The following is an 18,227-nucleotide window of genomic DNA, read 5'->3' as shown; positions in this document are numbered from 1 at the left end:
TATGACATTTAACCCTGAATTAGTTAACAGCGTCTTTTAAAGCCTTACCTGCTGAAAACTTAGGCACTTTAGCGGCTGGAATTTTCATCTCTGCGCCAGTTTGAGGGTTACGACCAGTGCGCGCCGCACGTTCACCTACTTTAAAGGTACCGAAACCGATGATAGCCACCTGGTCACCTTTACTTAGGGCCGTTGTTACTGTACCGACTGTTGCTTCTAGGGCTGCGGCCGCTTGTACTTTTGTTAAACCGGCTTTTTCAGCAATTGCGCTTACCAATTCAGATTTATTCATGTTTATATACTCCAGTAAAAATTATTATTATCGCCATCGAAATGGACTCAAGCATTTATAGCAACAGCCAGCCCCCTATGTCAAGGCATAGAGGCGCATTTTAGTCATTAATGTGGCTTTCGTTCTTCTAAAACGACACTTTCAAGCGCCGAATCCGCAACTGGTTGAATATTAGAAGGTTCTTCAACTAAAGGCGTAGGCTTAATCGTTAAGGCCTCTTCCAACACCTCTTCAATCCAATGCACGGGTTTAATATTCAGCTGCGATGTAATTTCTGTCGAAATATCGGCCAAATCTCGTACATTATCATAAGGGATCAACACGGTTTTAATTCCGCCACGTAATGCAGCCAACAATTTCTCTTTAAGCCCACCAATCGGTAAGACCTCACCACGCAGTGTGATTTCACCCGTCATGGCTACATCAGCACGTACGGGGATCTGAGTTAAGGCGGAAGTAATCGCCGTACAAACGGCAATACCAGCACTAGGGCCATCCTTTTTAATCGCGCCTTCTGGAAAATGCAAATGCAAATCCAGCTTTTCATAAAAGTCAGGTTGCAAACCAAAATCGGCTGAGCGACTGCGAATCACACTCATTGCGGCCTTAACGGATTCAGACATGACACTGCCCAACTGGCCAGTACTATCCAACTTGCCTTTACCTGGCATGACCGTAGCTTCAATACGCAACAAATCGCCACCAACCCGAGTCCAAGCTAGCCCTGTTACTTGACCAATACGGTTTTTATCATCCGCAAGGCCGAAACGATATTTAGCCACTCCCAAATAAGCTTCCAAATCCGCCTTATCAACCTTAATTAAACCCGCCTTAGAACCATCAACTAGTTGCTTTACGGCTTTACGGCAAATCTTAGCCAATGAACGATCTAGTGAACGCACACCCGCCTCTCTGGTATAAACCTGAATAATGTCTTTAACGGCCTGCTCCGTTACTTCAAGCTCACCTGGCTTTAAACCGTGATCCTTAATCTGTCTTGGCAGTAGATGTTGAATCGCGATATTAATTTTCTCTGGCTCTGTGTAACCGGCTAGATTAATAATCTCCATACGATCCAACAAAGCTTCGGGAATATCCATTGAGTTGGAAGTCGCAACAAACATCACATCCGACAGATCGTAATCAACCTCAAGATAATGATCGTTGAAGCTCGCATTTTGCTCTGGATCAAGCACTTCTAATAATGCGCTCGCCGGATCACCACGAGAATCACTCGCCATCTTGTCGACTTCATCTAACAAAAACAGTGGATTTTTTGTGCCCGCATTTGCCATTTTCTGGATAATTTTGCCCGGTAATGCACCAATATAAGTTTTACGGTGACCACGAATTTCCGCCTCATCACGTACCCCACCTAACGACATACGCACATATTTTCGGTTAGTCGCCTCAGCAATCGAACGCGCTAAGGTAGTTTTACCCACACCGGGCGGGCCAACTAAACATAAAATGGGGCCTTTAATTTTTTTAACGCGCTGTTGTACCGCCAAATACTCAACAATACGTTCTTTAACCTTTTCTAAACCATAGTGTTGCTGATCTAAAATAGTTTCAGCCCGCGCTAAATCCTTAGAAACACGCGAGCGTTTCTTCCATGGCACACTAACTAACCAATCCAAATAATTACGAATGACATTCGCTTCAGCCGACTGTGCCTGCATTTGCTTTAATTTACGCAACTCAGTATGAGCTTTAGCCAACACCTCACTGGACATACCAGCTTCATTAATTTTAGTCTCAAGGCGAGTTAAGTCATCTTCACCCTCTTCACCTTGGCGTAATTCTTTATGAATCGCTTTAATCTTTTCATTTAGATAATATTCACGCTGCGTTTTATCTATTTGATTCTTGACGCGCATCGTAATGCGTTTTTCAGATTCAATTAGCTCAATATCTTCTTCCACATAAGCCAACAAACCCTCTAAACGTGCATTAACTGAAACGAGTGATAAAAGGGATTGCTTACGCTCAATCCCCAAACTCATATTGGCCCCCACTAAATCCACTAAGCGATTAGCGTCATGGGTTTTCTCTATGGTGTCTTTAACCTCAGATGGTAATTTTTTACGCAACTCCGCTAAATGAAGAAAACGATCACGCAATAAACTGGTTAAAGCACGCGTTTCGGCATCTGGGCCGGAATCCATATCTAACGCCGCAATATCAGCCTCTAAAAACTCACCGTCAGTATGCAGATTTAACAGCTCAAACCGCTGCACACCTTCCACCAGAACTTTAACGGTTCCATCCGGTAGTTTTAAAGTTTGCAGAATGTTGGCCAAAGTACCCACTGAATACAAGTCATCACGTGTCGGATCTTCCAATTCTGGGCTTTTTTGGGCAATTAAAAATAATTGACGGTCACGTTTCTGGGCTTCATAAACGGCATTAATGGATTTTTCACGACCCACAAATAAAGGCATTACTGAGCCGGGAAAAACCACGACATCACGCAATGGCATAATCAACACTTTCATTTTCATCGCAATTTGTTCTATGTCCATAAGCTCTCTTTTAGAATAAAAAGCCCAGACTAGGCTGGGCTTTAAACAAATAAAAACACGTTAGCTAGCAAACTTTACTCACTCGCAGCTTTTGCTACGTCTGAATACACCATCATAGGTGGTTTCTTCCCTTGAATAACGGCCTTATTAATCACAACCTTCTCTACATTCTGCATACTTGGTAAGTCATACATAGTATCAAGCAAAATTTGCTCTAAAATAGATCGCAAACCACGCGCACCTGTTTTACGGGCGATCGCTAACTTTGCTATTTCTATAAGGGCATCTTTACGGAATTCAAGCTCTGCCCCTTCAAGTTCAAACATTTTTTGGAATTGTTTGACCAGCGCGTTTTTAGGCTCAGTCAGAATCTGAATCAAAGCTTTCTCATCCAGTTCAGTTAAAGCCGCAATGACGGGTAAACGCCCAACAAACTCAGGGATCAAACCATACTTAGTCAAATCTTCCGGTTCAATGCTGGCAAATTTTTCGGTTAAGCTTTTTACTTTATCAGCCGATTTGACTTCAGCAGAGAAACCAATCCCCATATTTTTTTCGGTACGTTGTTCAATGATCTTATCCAACCCTTCAAACGCCCCGCCCACAATAAACAGGATTTTTGAGGTGTCGACATAAATCATTTCTTGATTCGGATGTTTACGCCCGCCTTGTGGCGGGACAGCGGCTTGTGTACCTTCAATTAACTTCAACAGTGCTTGCTGAACCCCTTCTCCCGACACATCACGTGTAATAGAAGGATTTTCAGATTTGCGAGTGATCTTATCAATTTCATCTATATAGATAATGCCACGTTCGGCCTTTTGAGGGTCATTATCACAGCGTTGTAGCAGTTTTAATACAATGCTTTCAACGTCTTCACCAACGTAACCCGCTTCCGTCAAAGTGGTCGCATCCGCAATCGCAAAGGGAACGTCAAGCAATCTCGCCATCGTCTGCGCAAGCAATGTTTTACCTGAACCGGTTGGCCCAATGAGCAAAATATTACTTTTAGTGAGCTCGACCTCATCTTCTGAGTTCGCATTCTGCAAACGTCTGTAGTGGTTGTATACCGCCACCGACAAGACCTTTTTAGCTCGATCCTGACCAATAACATAATCATTTAATATGTGGCTAATTTCATGTGGTGTCGGCAAATGATCTAAATCAAAGGTCGCCTCAGCCTCTTCACCAAATTCTTCGCGCAAAATATCATTGCATAAATCCACGCATTCATCACAAATATAGACCGATGGGCCAGCAATTAGCTTACGAACTTCTTCTTGGCTCTTGCCACAAAACGAGCAATATAAAATTTTATCTGCCATAGGTTCCTCTCCACCCCCAATCATTTATTAGCGGTTCTGTAAAACTTGATCAATCAAACCGTATTCTTTCGCGCGTTCAGCACTCATAAAGTTATCACGATCTGTGTCATTTTCAATCACGTCTAAAGGCTGCCCGGTATTTTCAGCCAGTGCACGATTGAGTTTATCTTTAATATGTAAGATTTCCTTCGCATGAATTTCAAAGTCACTGGCTTGACCCTGAAACCCGCCTAAGGGTTGGTGAATCATCACTCGTGAGTTAGGAAGAGCAAAACGTTTGCCTTTTGCGCCAGCCGCTAACAAAAAAGAACCCATGCTAGCCGCTTGACCTAAACACATAGTCGACACATCTGGCTTAATAAAGCGCATAGTATCGTAAATCGCCATGCCAGCTGTCACGCTTCCACCTGGAGAGTTGATATAAAGATGGATATCTTTATCCGGATTTTCAGACTCAAGAAACAGCATTTGCGCCACTATCAAGTTTGCCATGTGGTCTTCAACCTGACCCACTAAAAATATCACTCGCTCTTTAAGCAATCTTGAAAAAATATCGTAAGATCGTTCCCCACGACTAGTCTGCTCAACCACCATCGGAACTAACGCATTACTGATTACCGAGTTGTCCATTCACTACCTCAACTTTAATAAATCTACTATGTAAGCCTATATTAGCGTTTTATGACACTAAAAAAAACTAAACCCCGTGACAAATTGCAAAAACAACTCGTCACGAGGTTTAATTAAGCATCTAAGTCCTTAAAAGCGGGGTTAATTAACCTGCGTTAGTCACCACTTCATCAAAGGCTTTTTTAACTTCTTTTACTTTGGCTTCATCCAAAATTTTCTTCGCCACAGCGGACTCAACCAAAATTGAGCGTACTTCGTTTAGGCGACCTGGATTTTTAGCATACCATTCTTTAATTTCAGATGGGTCTTCGTAAGTTGACGCCTGGTCTTCGATAAAGGCATTGATATCTTCTTCTGAGGCTTTAATCTCATGCGCACGAATAATATCACCAATAACCAAACCTAACTTAACACGTTTTTTCGCTTCTTCGGCAAACAGGTCCGCTGTCATACCCGACATCTGACCTTTTGGCATGCCTTGTTGTTCCATACGCTGAACATACTGCTCTAATAAAGCTTGTGACTCTTGAGTGACTAAAGCGGCCGGCACCTCAACATCCACTTCTTGCTCTAATGCATCAAACGCAGCTTGGCGGTTACGAGCGTCTAGAGTGCGCTTCAATTCACGCTCCATGTTGTCACGAATTTCTTTACGTAACGTTTCTTCCTTGCCATCTTCAACACCAAAAGACTGAATAAACTCTTCATCCAACTCAGGTAATTGTTTAGTTTGCACAGAATGAACCGTAATATCGAATTGCGCTGTTTTACCTTTTAGGTTTTCAGCTTGATATTCTTCAGGGAAAGTCACATCGATTGTTTTGGTTTCACCTTTTTTCATGCCAATAATGCCATCTTCAAAACCAGGGATCATACGACCACTACCTAGTTCTAATGGTACGTTTTCAGCTTTACCGCCTTCAAACTCAACACCATCAAGCTTACCAACAAAATCAATAATCACTTGCTCACCAGACTTGGCTTTTTTAGCCGCGCCAGCTGGCTTCCATGCTGAACGTTGTTCACGCAAACGCGTAATCATTTTTTCAACATCAGCATCGGTTACTTCAGACTTAACCGTTTCTACTTTAATGCCATTGAAAGCCGGTAAGGTAATTTCAGGATAAACGTCAAAGCGAGCCGTGAAGTTAATCTCACCCTTATCTACTTTTACTTCATCAATTTCAGGATAACCCGCAACTTGTAATTTTTCTTTATCAGCCGCGTCAAAGAAAGCGTAGTGAACCGCTTCACCCAAAAGCTCTTGGCGAACTTGTGCACCGTAACGTTTTTTGACCATGCCCATTGGCACTTTACCTGGGCGGAAACCGTCCATTTTCACGGTACGGCGCATTTCAGATAAACGCTGATCAACTTTTGCGTCTAATTCAGTCGACGGGAAGGTAACCGTGATCTTGTGCTCTAGGCCTTGTTCAGGTTTCTCAACAGATACTTGCATACAAATTCTCAAATCTCGTTAAATTCAAAATAAAGACACTCAACTAATAAAGCCAGTCGGTGCACGTAATAAATAGTCCCAAAATTATACAGATCCCAATAAAAACAACAAGGAAAATATCAACCAGGCCTGGTGCTCCAGAATATTAGCATTTACTTATTTTCTTCACACGATAGCATCAATTTAAGTTAAAATGAGCGCGTTATTTTCCATTCGATTTAGTTAAAAGGAAACGAGTATGAATATTGAAAGAGTCGTATTATTTGTTGCAGGTAGTGTTGTGTTAATCAGTTTGGCACTGGGTACTTGGGTTGGTCAGGCCTGGTTCTTATTAACCGCATTCGTTGGTTTAAACTTAATTGTTTCAAGCTTAACGCGTTTTTGCCCGATGGTGATGATCCTAAAGAAATTTGGATTGAAGCACGGCTCACCTTTCTTAAAAGATCCGGTTAAGTAATTAACCTTGTCTTAGCCGGTGACCTAGTCCGGTCACCGGCTCTTTAAATCCCTCTAACTAATCCGCATCACTCAGTCATTCATTTGAAATGATTTGCTGATTGTTTCAACCTCTTCTTGCAACATCAACCATTCGGTTTCTACATCATCCAAATTAGTTTGATATTCGACTTGCTGTTTTAATAACTCAGCTAACTTTTCAGATTGCTCCACATCATAAATCGCATCATCGGCTAATTGCGCGAGCACCTCTTCCAAGGAAGTCTGTAGCTTTGCCAACTGTTTATCCAACACGTCAATTCGCTTACGCTGAGATCGAGTAGCGTCCTGAATCTGCTTACGTAACAGAGCCGTTTGTTGACGTTGTTCGCGCTTGTTTTGTGAGCTTTCACTTGCACCTCCAGCTCCCTCAGTAACCTTATTTTCTTCTTGTTTCTGTTGTTTCAACAAGGTTAAACGCTGCTGTAAATACGCATCCAAATCACCGTGAAACAAGTTTACATTTGCGTTATGCACCCACCAATATTGATCCACAATCCCCGCTAACAAATGTCGGTCATGCGATACCACAATCAGCGCGCCCTCAAAACTCTGCAATGCCTCATCTAAAGCGTCGCGGGAATCCATGTCTAAGTGGTTGGTCGGTTCATCCAAAATGATTAAGTTAGGCTTTAAATACACAATCAAAGCCAAAGATAAACGCGCTTTTTCTCCCCCCGAAAACTGTTTAACGGGTGACAAAGCTTGTTCATGACTAAAACCAAACCCTCCCAAAAAGTCACGCGCCTGCTGATCTGACAGCTCTGGAAAGTGCTTTAACATCGTTTGCAATGGAGTTTTGTCTAAATCTAACGATTCAACCTGATGCTGGGCAAAATAGCCAATCTTCAAACCTTTGCTATTTATAATCTTGCCTTGATCCGGCTTAAGTTCATCCACAATCAGTTTCAAGAAAGTGGTTTTGCCGCTACCGTTTATACCGACTAAACCAATTCGGTCCCCGGCTCTGAGCACCAAATCAACCTTGTCTAACACAACTTTTTTATCGTAAGCAAAACTGACCTGTTCAATACGCATCATCGGGTCAGGTACATGATCTGGGTTCATGAATTCAAAACGAAACGGATTGGTGGCTTGCAAAGCCGCCACTTCTTCCATTCGCTCTAAAGCTTTGACTCGGCTTTGGGCTTGTTTGGCTTTACTGGCTTTGGCTTTAAATCGGGTGATAAAGGTTTTAAGGTGCTGCATACGTTGTTTTTGCTTGTCATGCAGGGCTTGCTGCTGCATTAACTGCATACTGCGCTGACGTTCGTAGGACGCAAAATTGCCGGTATAAAGCTGAATACGCTGATCTTCCATCAAGGCAATACCGTTAACCACCTTGTCTAAAAAATGTCGATCATGCGAAATCAACAACACCGCACCCGGATATTGCGCCAACCACTGTTCTAGCCATGCCACCGCTTCAATGTCTAAATGGTTAGTCGGCTCATCCAATAACAATAAATCCGAACGCTGCATTAAAGCTTTCGCCAATTTTAAACGCACCTGCCAGCCACCAGAAAACTGAGTAACCAACTGCTCAAAGTCGGCTTTCTCAAACCCCAGACCGTATAAAAGTTGCTGCGCTTTTTGCGGTATTTCGTAGGCCTGAATATGATCCAGATGGTCATGCAAACGCACCATCGCAGCCTGGTCATTTTGCTGTTCGGCCTGTTTCAGATCCGTAATTAACTGGAAGTACAGCGTATCGCCAGAAGTGACATAATCCAGCGCGCTGAGTTGCTCGGTCACTTCAGACTGCTCGACATAACCAACCTGCCAACCCGCCGGCAAACCAATCGTGCCCGCATCCAAACTGACTTGCCCCAAGATGGCTTTAAATAAGGTGGACTTCCCGACGCCGTTACGACCGATTAAGCCGACTTTTTGGCCCGGGTTCAGGGTTAAACTTGCGTTTTGCAGTAAGCACTTAACACCCGCATACAAACTCACAGATTGAATCGATAGCATAACGCGTTAAACTGCAGCGGGCTGAAGAATTCGACCATCGACCAAAGTGATGGTCTCGCCAATTTGAGCCGCTAAATCTAGGTCATGTGTCACCACTAATAATGCCGTATCAAACTCATCATTCAAGGACAACATTAAATCAAATACCTGCTCGGCCGATTTAGAATCCAAATTACCCGTTGGTTCGTCGGCCAGAATACAACCAGGCCTGGTGATTAAGGCACGGGCAATCGCGACACGCTGACGCTCACCGCCAGACAACTCAGCCGGTTTATGATGCAAACGATGCCCTAATCCAACTTGTTTGAGAAGCCCAATCGCTTGTTTTTCGGCGGTTGAAGCCGATTGGCGCGCCACTCTTAATGGCAACATAACATTCTCTAGCGCGGTCAATTCGGCGAGTAAATAATGGAATTGATACACAAAACCCATATTTTGGTTACGCAGAATACCGCGCTTGGTTTCTGATAAATTCGAAAAATCTTGACCAGCCAGTTTCACTTCGCCCGTGGTCGGTTTATCCAGCCCGGCTAACAAATGCAACAAAGTACTTTTACCCGAACCGGAGGCCCCGACTATGGCTTTACGCTCTCGTGCATGTAACACCAAATCAACACCCTGCAACACTTCGGTATTGATGAGTCCATCTCGATAAGTTTTGCCCAAATTATTAGCTTGTAGGATAATATTTTTCTCAACTGAGTTTGTGTGTAGATTACTCATAACGCAATGCCTCCGCTGGTTGAATGCGAGAAGCTCGCCAGGCCGGGTATAAAGTAGCCAACAAGGTCAACACAAAAGCTAAACCGGATACGGCCCACACATCCGACCACTCTAGCTTAGAAGGCACTTCACTGATGTAATACACATCCGCCGGGAAAAACTGGAAACCAAATAATTGCTCAATAAACGGAATAATCACATCAATATTCAGCGATAAGGCCACCCCACCCAACAAGCCTAATAGCGCACCAATAATGCCAATCACTAAACCTTGAATCATAAAAATGGCTTGCACACTCATGGGCGACGCACCAATAGTACGCAACACCGCGATGTCTTTTTGTTTATCGGTCACCACCATCACCATGGTAGAAACAATGTTAAACGCCGCCACCATAATAATCAGGGCCAACACGATAAACATCATGCGTTTTTCCATCTGAATGGCTTTAAAAAAGTTCGCATGTTGTTGGGTCCAGTCTCGAACTGAATATTGCCCTTCCAATAACTCAACATAATCGTTTCGGACCTGATGTACTTGAAACAAATCGCTTAAACGAAGTTGCAAACCGCTGACCTCACCATCCCGATACTTAAAAATTTTGGCCGCATCGTCTAAATGCAAAAACGCCATGCCCGAATCATATTCATACATACCCGCTTCAAACAAACCCACCACCGTTAAACGTTTAATACGCGGCAACACGCCCACTGGCGACACGCTACCTTGCGGTGCAATTAAGGTAATGCGATCTCCCACGGTGACCGCTAAATTCTGCGCCAAGTCAAATCCCAATACGATGCCAAACTCACCGGTTTTCAAACTGTTTAATGAACCAATTAGCATATTGTCTTCAAGCGTGGACACTTGGCTTTCAAGCTCCGGCAAAATACCGCGCACCATGACACCCTTAACGCGATCATTATTGGTGAGCATGCCTTGCTCTTCAATATTAGGCGCCGCGCCCACCACTAATGGGTGCTGTTTGCTAATATCGTAAATCTCCTTCCAATCACCTAAACGTTGATAACTTTCAGACAAAGTCATGTGCGCCGTCATGCCTAAAATACGTTCACGCAGTTCATGCTGAAAACCATTCATAATCGACATTACGGTTATCAAGGCCATCACCCCCAAACCAATACCAATCATTGACGACATAGAAATAAACGAGATAAAGCCATTGCGGCGTTTGGCGCGTATATAACGCAAACCCAACAGCCATTCGAAAGGAAGTTTAAACATAATCACCCATTAGTTATTGTTTATTCTGACCGATTCTCTGATCGATTTGACGGTGCAAACACCGGTAAACTGTAATTTTTTTGAATCGCCAATACACGCAAGCCAAACACCAAAACGATAGCCAATATACTCGCTAATTCTCGACTCGGTAAATAATGAAAACCTAACACTAAAACACTCGCCCCTAAAAAGGAAGCGGTGGCATAAATTTCTTTACGGAAAATCAGCGGTACTTCACCGGCCAATACATCACGAATCACGCCGCCGACCACACCTGTCATCACACCGGTCATAATAACAATCGGATCACTAAAGCCAAGCTCAAAGGCCTTTTGCGCCCCGATCACGGTAAACACGGCCAACCCAAGCGCATCCAAGATCAATATCAAACGAACCGGCACATCGTAATAACGTGCATAAATAAACATAAACACAGCAGAAGTCACAATCATATAAATATAAATGGTTTGCTGGGTCCAAAAAACCGGCACGTCCAAAATCAAATCACGCAAAGTGCCGCCACCCACCGCCGTCACCATAGCAAGCACTATCGCACCGAATAAATCCAGCTGTTTACGGCTAGCCGCCAGCAAGCCGGTGATCGCAAATACCACCGTGCCTAATAAGTCTAAATAATAAATGGCGTTTAAAAATGTCATAGTGGCGCAATTATACTCGCGCCCAAACAAAAACGCTGGCAAAAACCCGCTTTTTTACGCCCCATTATTAGGTAGAATAAGATTTTTTTATCAGCGGAATCAATCAAGCGGCATGAGCCATCCCATTTCCTTACTCGAATTTGAATCCATCCCACTGAAAGCGACACGTTCACACTGGGGACCACTCAACTTAAGTGAGCAAGCGCTCGCTATTGCCAAGCAAGCTAAACAAGCACCAGGCCTGGTAGTCGTATTATGTGCCGACAGCGCACGAGCCAATGACATGGTTGACCTATTACGGTTTTTTGTGCCCAAAGACTTCAAACTCTTGCAGTTTCCAGAATGGGAAACCTTGCCTTATGATCGGTTTTCGCCACACCAAGACATTATTTCCGAACGCTTAAAAACCCTCTACGAGCTACCTAACACCCAGCAAGGTTTGCTAGTGATTCCGGTCAATACCTTACTACAAAAACTCGCGCCATCGGCTTATATTCAGCAACACACGCTCCTGTTAGAAACCGGCCAGACCCTAGACATGTCGAACTTTGCGGAACAGTTAGAAAGTCACGGCTATCAACGTGTCAGTCAAGTCATGGAGCACGGTGAATTTGCAATTCGTGGCGCGCTTATCGACTTATTCCCAATGGGCAGCAAACAGCCGTATCGATTAGACTTATTTGATGACGAAATCGAGTCGATCCGCCGTTTCGATGCGGATAACCAGCGCACGATTGACCAGATGGGTCGTATTGAACTTTTACCCGCAAAAGAATATGACTTTACCGAAAAAGGCATAACTCAATTTCGTCATGCATTCCGCGAGGTGTTTGGCGCAGAATCACGCCAAAGCAGCATTTATAAAAAAGTCAGCGACGGTGAAAATATCGGTGGTCTGGAATATTACCTGCCACTCTTTCACGAACAAAGCGCCACCTTGTTCGATTACTTCCCAGACGACACCTTGTTTTTTGACCAATCTAACCTAGAAGACGCGATTGAACAAAACTGGCACGACTTTAACGAACGTTACGAAATTGGTCGCCATAACCCGGATTACCCCTTGTTAGCGCCTGATCGGTTAATTTTGAATGTCAGCGACACCTTAAGCCAGCTCAAACAATACCATCGCATCAGCCTACACGCGCATGACGATCAAACCAAGTTAACGACTCGGTTTGATACGCTTGTACTGCCCGACCTGAGCGTACAAAACCATTCCGATTACCCGATGGCTAAACTCAAGGCCTTTTTGGATCGCTACGAAGGCCGAATTGCGTTTAGTGCTGAAAGCTTAGGTCGGCGCGAAACGCTACTTAACCTGCTTGGTAAACATCAAGTTCATCCTAAAACCTTTAATAACTGGTTGGAATTGGAAAAAACCCATACTGACCTAAAAGCACCAGGCCTGGTGGTTGCACCACTGCAAGAATCAATACATACATCACAATTCAGTTTGATTGCTGAATCGGCTTTACTGGGTCAAACCGTAGCGCAAAAACGCCGACGTAAAACCAAACACAACGAATTCGATCAAGCGATTACCCACCTAGTCGAACTCGAAGTTGGCAGCCCAATTGTGCATTTGGATCACGGGGTCGGTCGCTACCTTGGGTTAGAACACATCAATCTGCATGGCGAAAATCGCGAATTTCTGATGATTGAATATGCTGGTCACGACAAACTCTATGTGCCGGTTACCTCTTTACATTTAATCAGTCGTTATACCGGTGCCAGTGCCGAAACCGCGCCCCTGCATAAATTGGGCACCGACAAGTGGGACAAAGCAAAACGCAAGGCTGCCGAAAAAGTGCGCGATGTGGCGGCCGAGCTGCTCGACATCTATGCACAACGCGAAGCCAAATCGGGTTATGCCTACACCCTAACCCAAGACGCCTATAGCCAGTTTTGCGCCGGTTTTCCGTTTGAAGAAACCGACGATCAACAACAAACCATCGAAGCCGTATTGCACGACATGCAAAGCCCACGCCCGATGGATCGGTTAGTATGTGGGGATGTCGGCTTTGGTAAAACCGAAGTCGCCATGCGCGCCGCCTTTGTCGCCGCTTATGCTGGCAAACAAGTGTCAGTTTTAGTGCCAACCACCCTACTAGCTAACCAACACTTTGAAAACTTCAAAAACCGTTTTGCCGATTGGCCGGTGCGGATCGAGGTTTTATCACGCTTCCAGACCGCCAAAGAACAAGCCGGTATTTTGCAGGACTTGGCCGACAATAAAGTCGACATTATTATCGGCACCCATAAACTCATCCAAAAAGATGTGCAGTTTGCCAATTTGGGTTTAATTATTATCGACGAAGAACATCGATTTGGCGTACGCCAAAAAGAACAACTTAAAAAACTGCGTGCCGAAGTCGATGTGCTCACCATGACGGCCACCCCTATTCCGCGTACCCTTAATATGGCGATGAACGACTTACGCGACCTATCCATTATCGCCACCCCGCCGGCCAAACGCTTAGCTGTACAAACTTTTGTGCAAGAATGGAATGAAGATACGGTTCGCGAAGCTTGTTTACGTGAATTAAGGCGCGGTGGCCAAGTTTATCTACTGTTTAATCAGGTCGATAAAATTGAACGCATGGCCGAAGAGATTGCCTTATTAATACCGGAAGCCCGCGTTGGGATTGCACATGGTCAAATGCATGAACGTGATTTGGAAAGAGTCATGCAAGATTTCTACCACCGTCGATTCAATATTTTGGTTTGTACCACCATTATTGAAACGGGTATTGACGTACCGACCGCCAACACCATTATCATCCACCGCGCTGACAAGTTTGGTTTAGCCCAGTTACACCAATTGCGTGGCCGTGTAGGTCGATCCCATCATCGTGCTTACGCCTACCTATTTACCGGCGACAAAGCCATGATTACCGATGACGCCCACAAACGACTCGACGCCATCGCCAAACACGATACCTTAGGTGCAGGCTTTATGCTCGCCAGTCACGACCTAGAAATTAGGGGCGCTGGTGAATTGCTGGGTGAAGGCCAATCCGGTCAGATTCACGAAGTCGGCTTTGGCCTCTACAGTGAACTATTAGAACGCGCGGTTAAAGCGCTAAGATCCGGCAAACAGCCTGAGCTTAATGCGCCGCTAGAAACTGGCTGCGAGGTGGACTTAGGTTTTGCGGCCTTAATTCCAGAAGACTATCTGCCCGATATTCACTCGCGTTTAGTGTTTTACAAACGCATCGCCAGCGCCGAAGACGAACCAGCGCTGCATGAACTTGAAATTGAAATGATTGATCGATTTGGTTTATTGCCACAACAAGTCAAAAACCTGTTTGATGCCACCCGCATTAAACTCATGGCCGAACCTTTGGGCATCAAAAAAATTGACGCCGGCCAAACCGAATGTCGCATTCAATTTAGTGCTCGGCCCAACATTGACCCGGGCAAATTGATTCAATTAATTCAAACGCACCCTAAACGCTACAAGCTAAAAGGTCAGACGGAATTAAAAGTTTTCGATACAATGCCTGAGATAGGTTTGCGCACTCAGGTTATTCAGTTTACGTTAGAAAGCCTGGCACCGGATAATGCCGCCGCCAACCCTAACGACACACAGCCAAAAGCCGTTAAACCAGCCAAAGCAAAAAATAAAGGTTAACTCATTCATGAAACTACTTGTTATAGCCTTAACCAGTTTGATTAGTTGGTTACCCTTCCAAGTCTCAGCCGAAGACGAAAAAGCGCCACCGAAAGTTCAAATTGAGGTGATCGTATTCCAGTCGCTCGCATTGCGTGGTTGGACGGAAGAATACTGGCCGGATATTTTGGCATTACCGGATACGGAAAACGCCACCCAGTTTAATGCCGAAGATGGCTATGCTCGACTTCTAACAGCGGAGTCTTTCACGCTGAACGAAGAAGTCGAAAAGATGACCACCGAAAAAGGTTATGACGTGCTCGCACACTTTGCCTGGCGTCAAAATGCCTTATCAAGAGAAGAAGCTTTGCCTGTTTTAGTTGACCAGTTTGTTCAACAAAGACGCCTAGAATCGAGCATCTTGTTTGGCACCATTCGCATGTATCAAGAACGCTTCCCTCACGTTCAAGTTAACCTAGAGATTGACCGCCAAATCCCGCAAGCGGTGTTAGAGCGTTTTACAGAGCATCAGCATTTAGACATTGACTGGATCACCGAAGGTTGGCGTTTTCAAATCAACGAATCTCGCCGTGTTCGTTTTGGCGAAATCCATTATCTTGACCACCCTATTTTTGGTGTATTAATTAAGGTAGACCGGGTTAAATAAACACCACAAGTTCACCGACTTAGATACAAAAAAACCACCAGGCCTGGTGGTTTTTTTGTATCTCAAACAATAACTTAAATGATCACTTAAATAATTTAGCGTTATTTATTTTTTAGAGTCCGGCAGGATTAAATTCAACTCTAATACTTCAAACCCGTTTTCTTCATCTAACGAAATCTGCAAGTTTTCATCATCAATATCCACGTATTTGGCAATCACCTGCAAAATCTCTTCACGCAATTGTGGCAGATAGTCTGGTGCTTTAGCTTGCAAACGCTCATGGGCTAGCAATATCTGCAACCGATCGCGAGCTTGCATGGCAGACGGCTTTTTGTTCTGCCCTAATAAATAGTCTAGTAATGCCATATCTACTTCCCAAACAGTTTCTTAAATAGGCTTTTATGCTCAACGGTTAAAAAACGCTGGGGTTTTTCTTCACCCAAAAAGCGATCTACAATATCTTTATAAGCTTCCGAAGCATTGGTGTCTTCATTCAGAATCACCGGAATACCCGCGTTTGAAGCCTGTAAAACCTCTTCCGACTCGGGTACAACACCCAACAAATCTACACTCAACAGCTCAACCACATCTTGCATCGCCAGCATTTCACCCGCCGCCACACGACTTGGGTTATAACGTGTCAAAATTAGGTGCTCAACGACCGGCGTTTCGCCATCAATAGCACGTTTCGATTTAGCCTGCAAAATCCCCAAAATACGGTCAGAATCTCGAACCGAAGACACTTCAGGGTTTGTGACAATAATCGCTTCATCCGCATAATACAAAGCCAGTTGTGCGCCCTTTTCAATCCCAGCTGGCGAATCGCAAATAATATAGTCAAACCCATCCGCTTTCAGATCATCAATAACCTTGCCTACGCCTTCCAAGGTCAACGCGTCTTTATCGCGGGTTTGAGAGGCGGCCAAAATAAATAGGTTCGGCGTTTTTTTGTCTTTGATTAAAGCTTGCTTAAGGCTCGCTTCGCCTTGCACAACGTTCACAAAGTCATACACGACACGGCGCTCGCAACCCATAATCAGGTCTAAATTACGTAAACCCACATCAAAATCAATCACCGCGACTTTAAACCCTTTAAGCGCTAAACCGGCTGAAAAACTTGCACTGGTCGTGGTTTTGCCCACGCCACCCTTACCTGATGTTATTACGATGACTCGTGCCACATTGACTCCTTTTGAAGCTCATAAATATATAAAACATTATAATGAATAATAAATACAACTGGCATTAAAACAATAAAAACTACGCCAGCTTATTAAAAACTAATCGGTCGCCATGCAGACTAACCTCGATCCAGCCCTGCTTATATTCAGGCTTAATATCTTCCGACATTTGATACATTCCTGCAATACAGACCATTTCTGCATCCAAGTTATGTGCATAAATACGTGCCTGAGTATAGCCTGCGCTGCCCGCAAACACCTTACCTTTAACCGATCCGTAAATATGCACATGACCATCGGCGACCACTTCGGCACCAGGGTTAACCGTACCTTTCACAATTAAATCACGGCCTTGCGCATACACCTGGCGGCCAGAGCGAATCGCACCCTCAACCACCAAAGCTCCCTGATCAGCGGATGAATTCGCCGATGAAGATTTTGGCGCTTCATCTGCCGCGTTAGCAACTGGCTCAAACACCGCCAGGCCTGCATACTGAGCTTGTTCACGAATCGCCGCCTGAGAGGTTCTTACCCCAATCGGCACCATTTGATGTTGATGCAAAAAATCCACCAACAAGGCTAAAAAGGTCGGTTCAAATCCGTCTGCCTCTGGCTCGATCACCACTGGTAACCCGTTAAAAAAATCGGGCGCTTGAGTAATACTTTGTTCTAACTGGCTTTTAACCAACGCAATATCATCGCTGTAAACTTTTAACACGGATAAGGATAAAACCGACCCTTTTAAGGCCACCGCTTTGCTCATAATCTCAATCCAAAAAAAGCTTTAAATAGACAGTATTCTACCATTAATCCGCCTTTAAGAATTTAGCGAAAAAATCCAAAACACTTTGATCATATTGTTCAATACCACGGAACCGATGCCCCCCACCAGATGTAACGATTTGTGGCGCTTGAGGCAAATAATCCAACGCTAATTTTGCATCCAACACCTCATCATCAAGCTGCTGCAATAACAACAATCGTTGTTGCAAAGATTGGCTCGGACTTTCTACCCGATAGGCCGACAAACGCTCTAAATGCGCCGCTTGCCAACTAAAGCTTTGCGGCATGTTTGGTCGATTTTCACCGTCCAACACCGATTGCTGATCCCAAGGCGGAATCGCTGGGTTAATTAACACCGCCGGTAACTTGTATTTATTCGCTAAATAAATCGCAAAATAACCGCCTAAAGATGAACCAATTAAGCCAACCTTCTCATGATGTCCAACGGCCTGAATAATATTCTCTAAAGTATGAACGGCTAAACGAGATTCGGTGGATAAGCTAGGCGTCAAAAACGCCTCACCCTCAAACAGTTTTTGATAATGACGTGCTTTTTCGCTTAAGCCATTTGAGCCATAGCCGTGAATGTATATCAGCATAAAACCAACAATTCGTTTTTATAATTAACCATATAAAGAGCGCAAAAAACCAT

The 18,227-nt window shown here is 44.3% G+C and carries 16 protein-coding genes; 3 read left to right on the top strand and 13 right to left on the bottom strand.

What is annotated here, in order from left to right:
• Positions 1-19: 19 nt before the first annotated feature.
• From N746_RS0105050 to tig, 5 genes are all read right to left on the bottom strand, one after another.
• Positions 20-292, bottom strand: coding sequence for an HU family DNA-binding protein (locus tag N746_RS0105050; protein ID WP_029934489.1), 273 nt, complete (start codon positions 290-292; stop codon positions 20-22).
• Positions 293-399: 107 nt separating this feature from the next.
• Positions 400-2,817 carry an endopeptidase La gene (gene lon, locus N746_RS0105045; protein WP_029934487.1) on the bottom strand — a complete coding sequence of 806 codons (2,418 nt, stop codon included), beginning with the start codon at positions 2,815-2,817 and terminating at the stop codon, positions 400-402.
• 74 nt (positions 2,818-2,891) lie between these two features.
• Complete coding sequence (gene clpX / locus N746_RS0105040) at positions 2,892-4,142, bottom strand: ATP-dependent Clp protease ATP-binding subunit ClpX (RefSeq protein ID WP_029934485.1); 1,251 nt, start codon at positions 4,140-4,142, stop codon at positions 2,892-2,894.
• 27 nt (positions 4,143-4,169) lie between these two features.
• A complete protein-coding gene (gene clpP / locus N746_RS0105035; protein ID WP_029934483.1) occupies positions 4,170-4,772 on the bottom strand; it encodes an ATP-dependent Clp endopeptidase proteolytic subunit ClpP in 603 nt (200 codons plus the stop codon).
• 145 nt (positions 4,773-4,917) lie between these two features.
• Entirely contained in the window at positions 4,918-6,231 is a 1,314-nt protein-coding gene (gene tig, locus N746_RS0105030; RefSeq protein WP_029934481.1) for a trigger factor, read from the bottom strand.
• A 238-nt stretch (positions 6,232-6,469) separates the two neighbouring features.
• Between tig and N746_RS0105025 the strand changes: the two genes are divergently transcribed.
• Positions 6,470-6,688: a YgaP family membrane protein gene (locus N746_RS0105025; protein ID WP_029934479.1), complete on the top strand. Its 219-nt coding sequence runs from the start codon at positions 6,470-6,472 to the stop codon at positions 6,686-6,688.
• Positions 6,689-6,759: 71 nt separating this feature from the next.
• On the opposite strand, the gene N746_RS0105020 is transcribed toward N746_RS0105025, so the two are convergent.
• The 4 genes from N746_RS0105020 to N746_RS0105005 are packed head-to-tail and all read right to left on the bottom strand — an operon-like array spanning position 6,760 to position 11,328.
• Complete coding sequence (locus N746_RS0105020) at positions 6,760-8,700, bottom strand: ABC-F family ATP-binding cassette domain-containing protein (protein ID WP_029934477.1); 1,941 nt, start codon at positions 8,698-8,700, stop codon at positions 6,760-6,762.
• Between the two features lie 6 nt (positions 8,701-8,706).
• The gene (lolD, locus tag N746_RS0105015; protein ID WP_029934475.1) at positions 8,707-9,423 is read right to left on the bottom strand and encodes a lipoprotein-releasing ABC transporter ATP-binding protein LolD; all 717 of its coding nucleotides are present in this window, start codon (positions 9,421-9,423) and stop codon (positions 8,707-8,709) included.
• Positions 9,416-10,669: a lipoprotein-releasing ABC transporter permease subunit gene (locus N746_RS0105010; protein ID WP_029934473.1), complete on the bottom strand. Its 1,254-nt coding sequence runs from the start codon at positions 10,667-10,669 to the stop codon at positions 9,416-9,418. Before N746_RS0105010 ends, lolD begins: the two co-directional genes overlap by 8 nt.
• Before the next feature lie 20 nt (positions 10,670-10,689).
• Entirely contained in the window at positions 10,690-11,328 is a 639-nt protein-coding gene (locus tag N746_RS0105005) for a trimeric intracellular cation channel family protein (RefSeq protein WP_029934467.1), read from the bottom strand.
• A 112-nt stretch (positions 11,329-11,440) separates the two neighbouring features.
• Here N746_RS0105005 and mfd point away from each other — a divergent pair, with 112 nt between their 5' ends.
• Entirely contained in the window at positions 11,441-14,965 is a 3,525-nt protein-coding gene (mfd, locus tag N746_RS0105000; protein ID WP_081836030.1) for a transcription-repair coupling factor, read from the top strand.
• A gap of 7 nt (positions 14,966-14,972) precedes the next feature.
• Positions 14,973-15,611, top strand: coding sequence for a CsiV family protein (locus N746_RS0104995; protein WP_051678522.1), 639 nt, complete (start codon positions 14,973-14,975; stop codon positions 15,609-15,611).
• Positions 15,612-15,716: 105 nt separating this feature from the next.
• Here the strand turns inward: N746_RS0104995 and minE are convergent, their stop codons facing one another.
• From minE to N746_RS0104975, 4 genes are all read right to left on the bottom strand, one after another.
• Positions 15,717-15,977: a cell division topological specificity factor MinE gene (gene minE, locus N746_RS0104990; protein WP_029934463.1), complete on the bottom strand. Its 261-nt coding sequence runs from the start codon at positions 15,975-15,977 to the stop codon at positions 15,717-15,719.
• Positions 15,978-15,979: 2 nt separating this feature from the next.
• Entirely contained in the window at positions 15,980-16,792 is an 813-nt protein-coding gene (gene minD, locus N746_RS0104985) for a septum site-determining protein MinD (RefSeq protein ID WP_029934461.1), read from the bottom strand.
• 79 nt (positions 16,793-16,871) lie between these two features.
• Positions 16,872-17,555 carry a septum site-determining protein MinC gene (gene minC, locus N746_RS0104980; protein WP_029934459.1) on the bottom strand — a complete coding sequence of 228 codons (684 nt, stop codon included), beginning with the start codon at positions 17,553-17,555 and terminating at the stop codon, positions 16,872-16,874.
• Positions 17,556-17,598: 43 nt separating this feature from the next.
• Positions 17,599-18,174, bottom strand: a complete 576-nt coding sequence (locus N746_RS0104975) for a YqiA/YcfP family alpha/beta fold hydrolase (protein ID WP_029934458.1) — start codon at positions 18,172-18,174, stop codon at positions 17,599-17,601.
• Between the last annotated feature and the right edge of the window lie 53 nt (positions 18,175-18,227).

It is taken from the genome of Thiomicrospira pelophila DSM 1534, assembly GCF_000711195.1.
GTDB lineage: Bacteria > Pseudomonadota > Gammaproteobacteria > Thiomicrospirales > Thiomicrospiraceae > Thiomicrospira > Thiomicrospira pelophila.
This window is presented reverse-complemented; position numbering and strand designations above follow the sequence as displayed.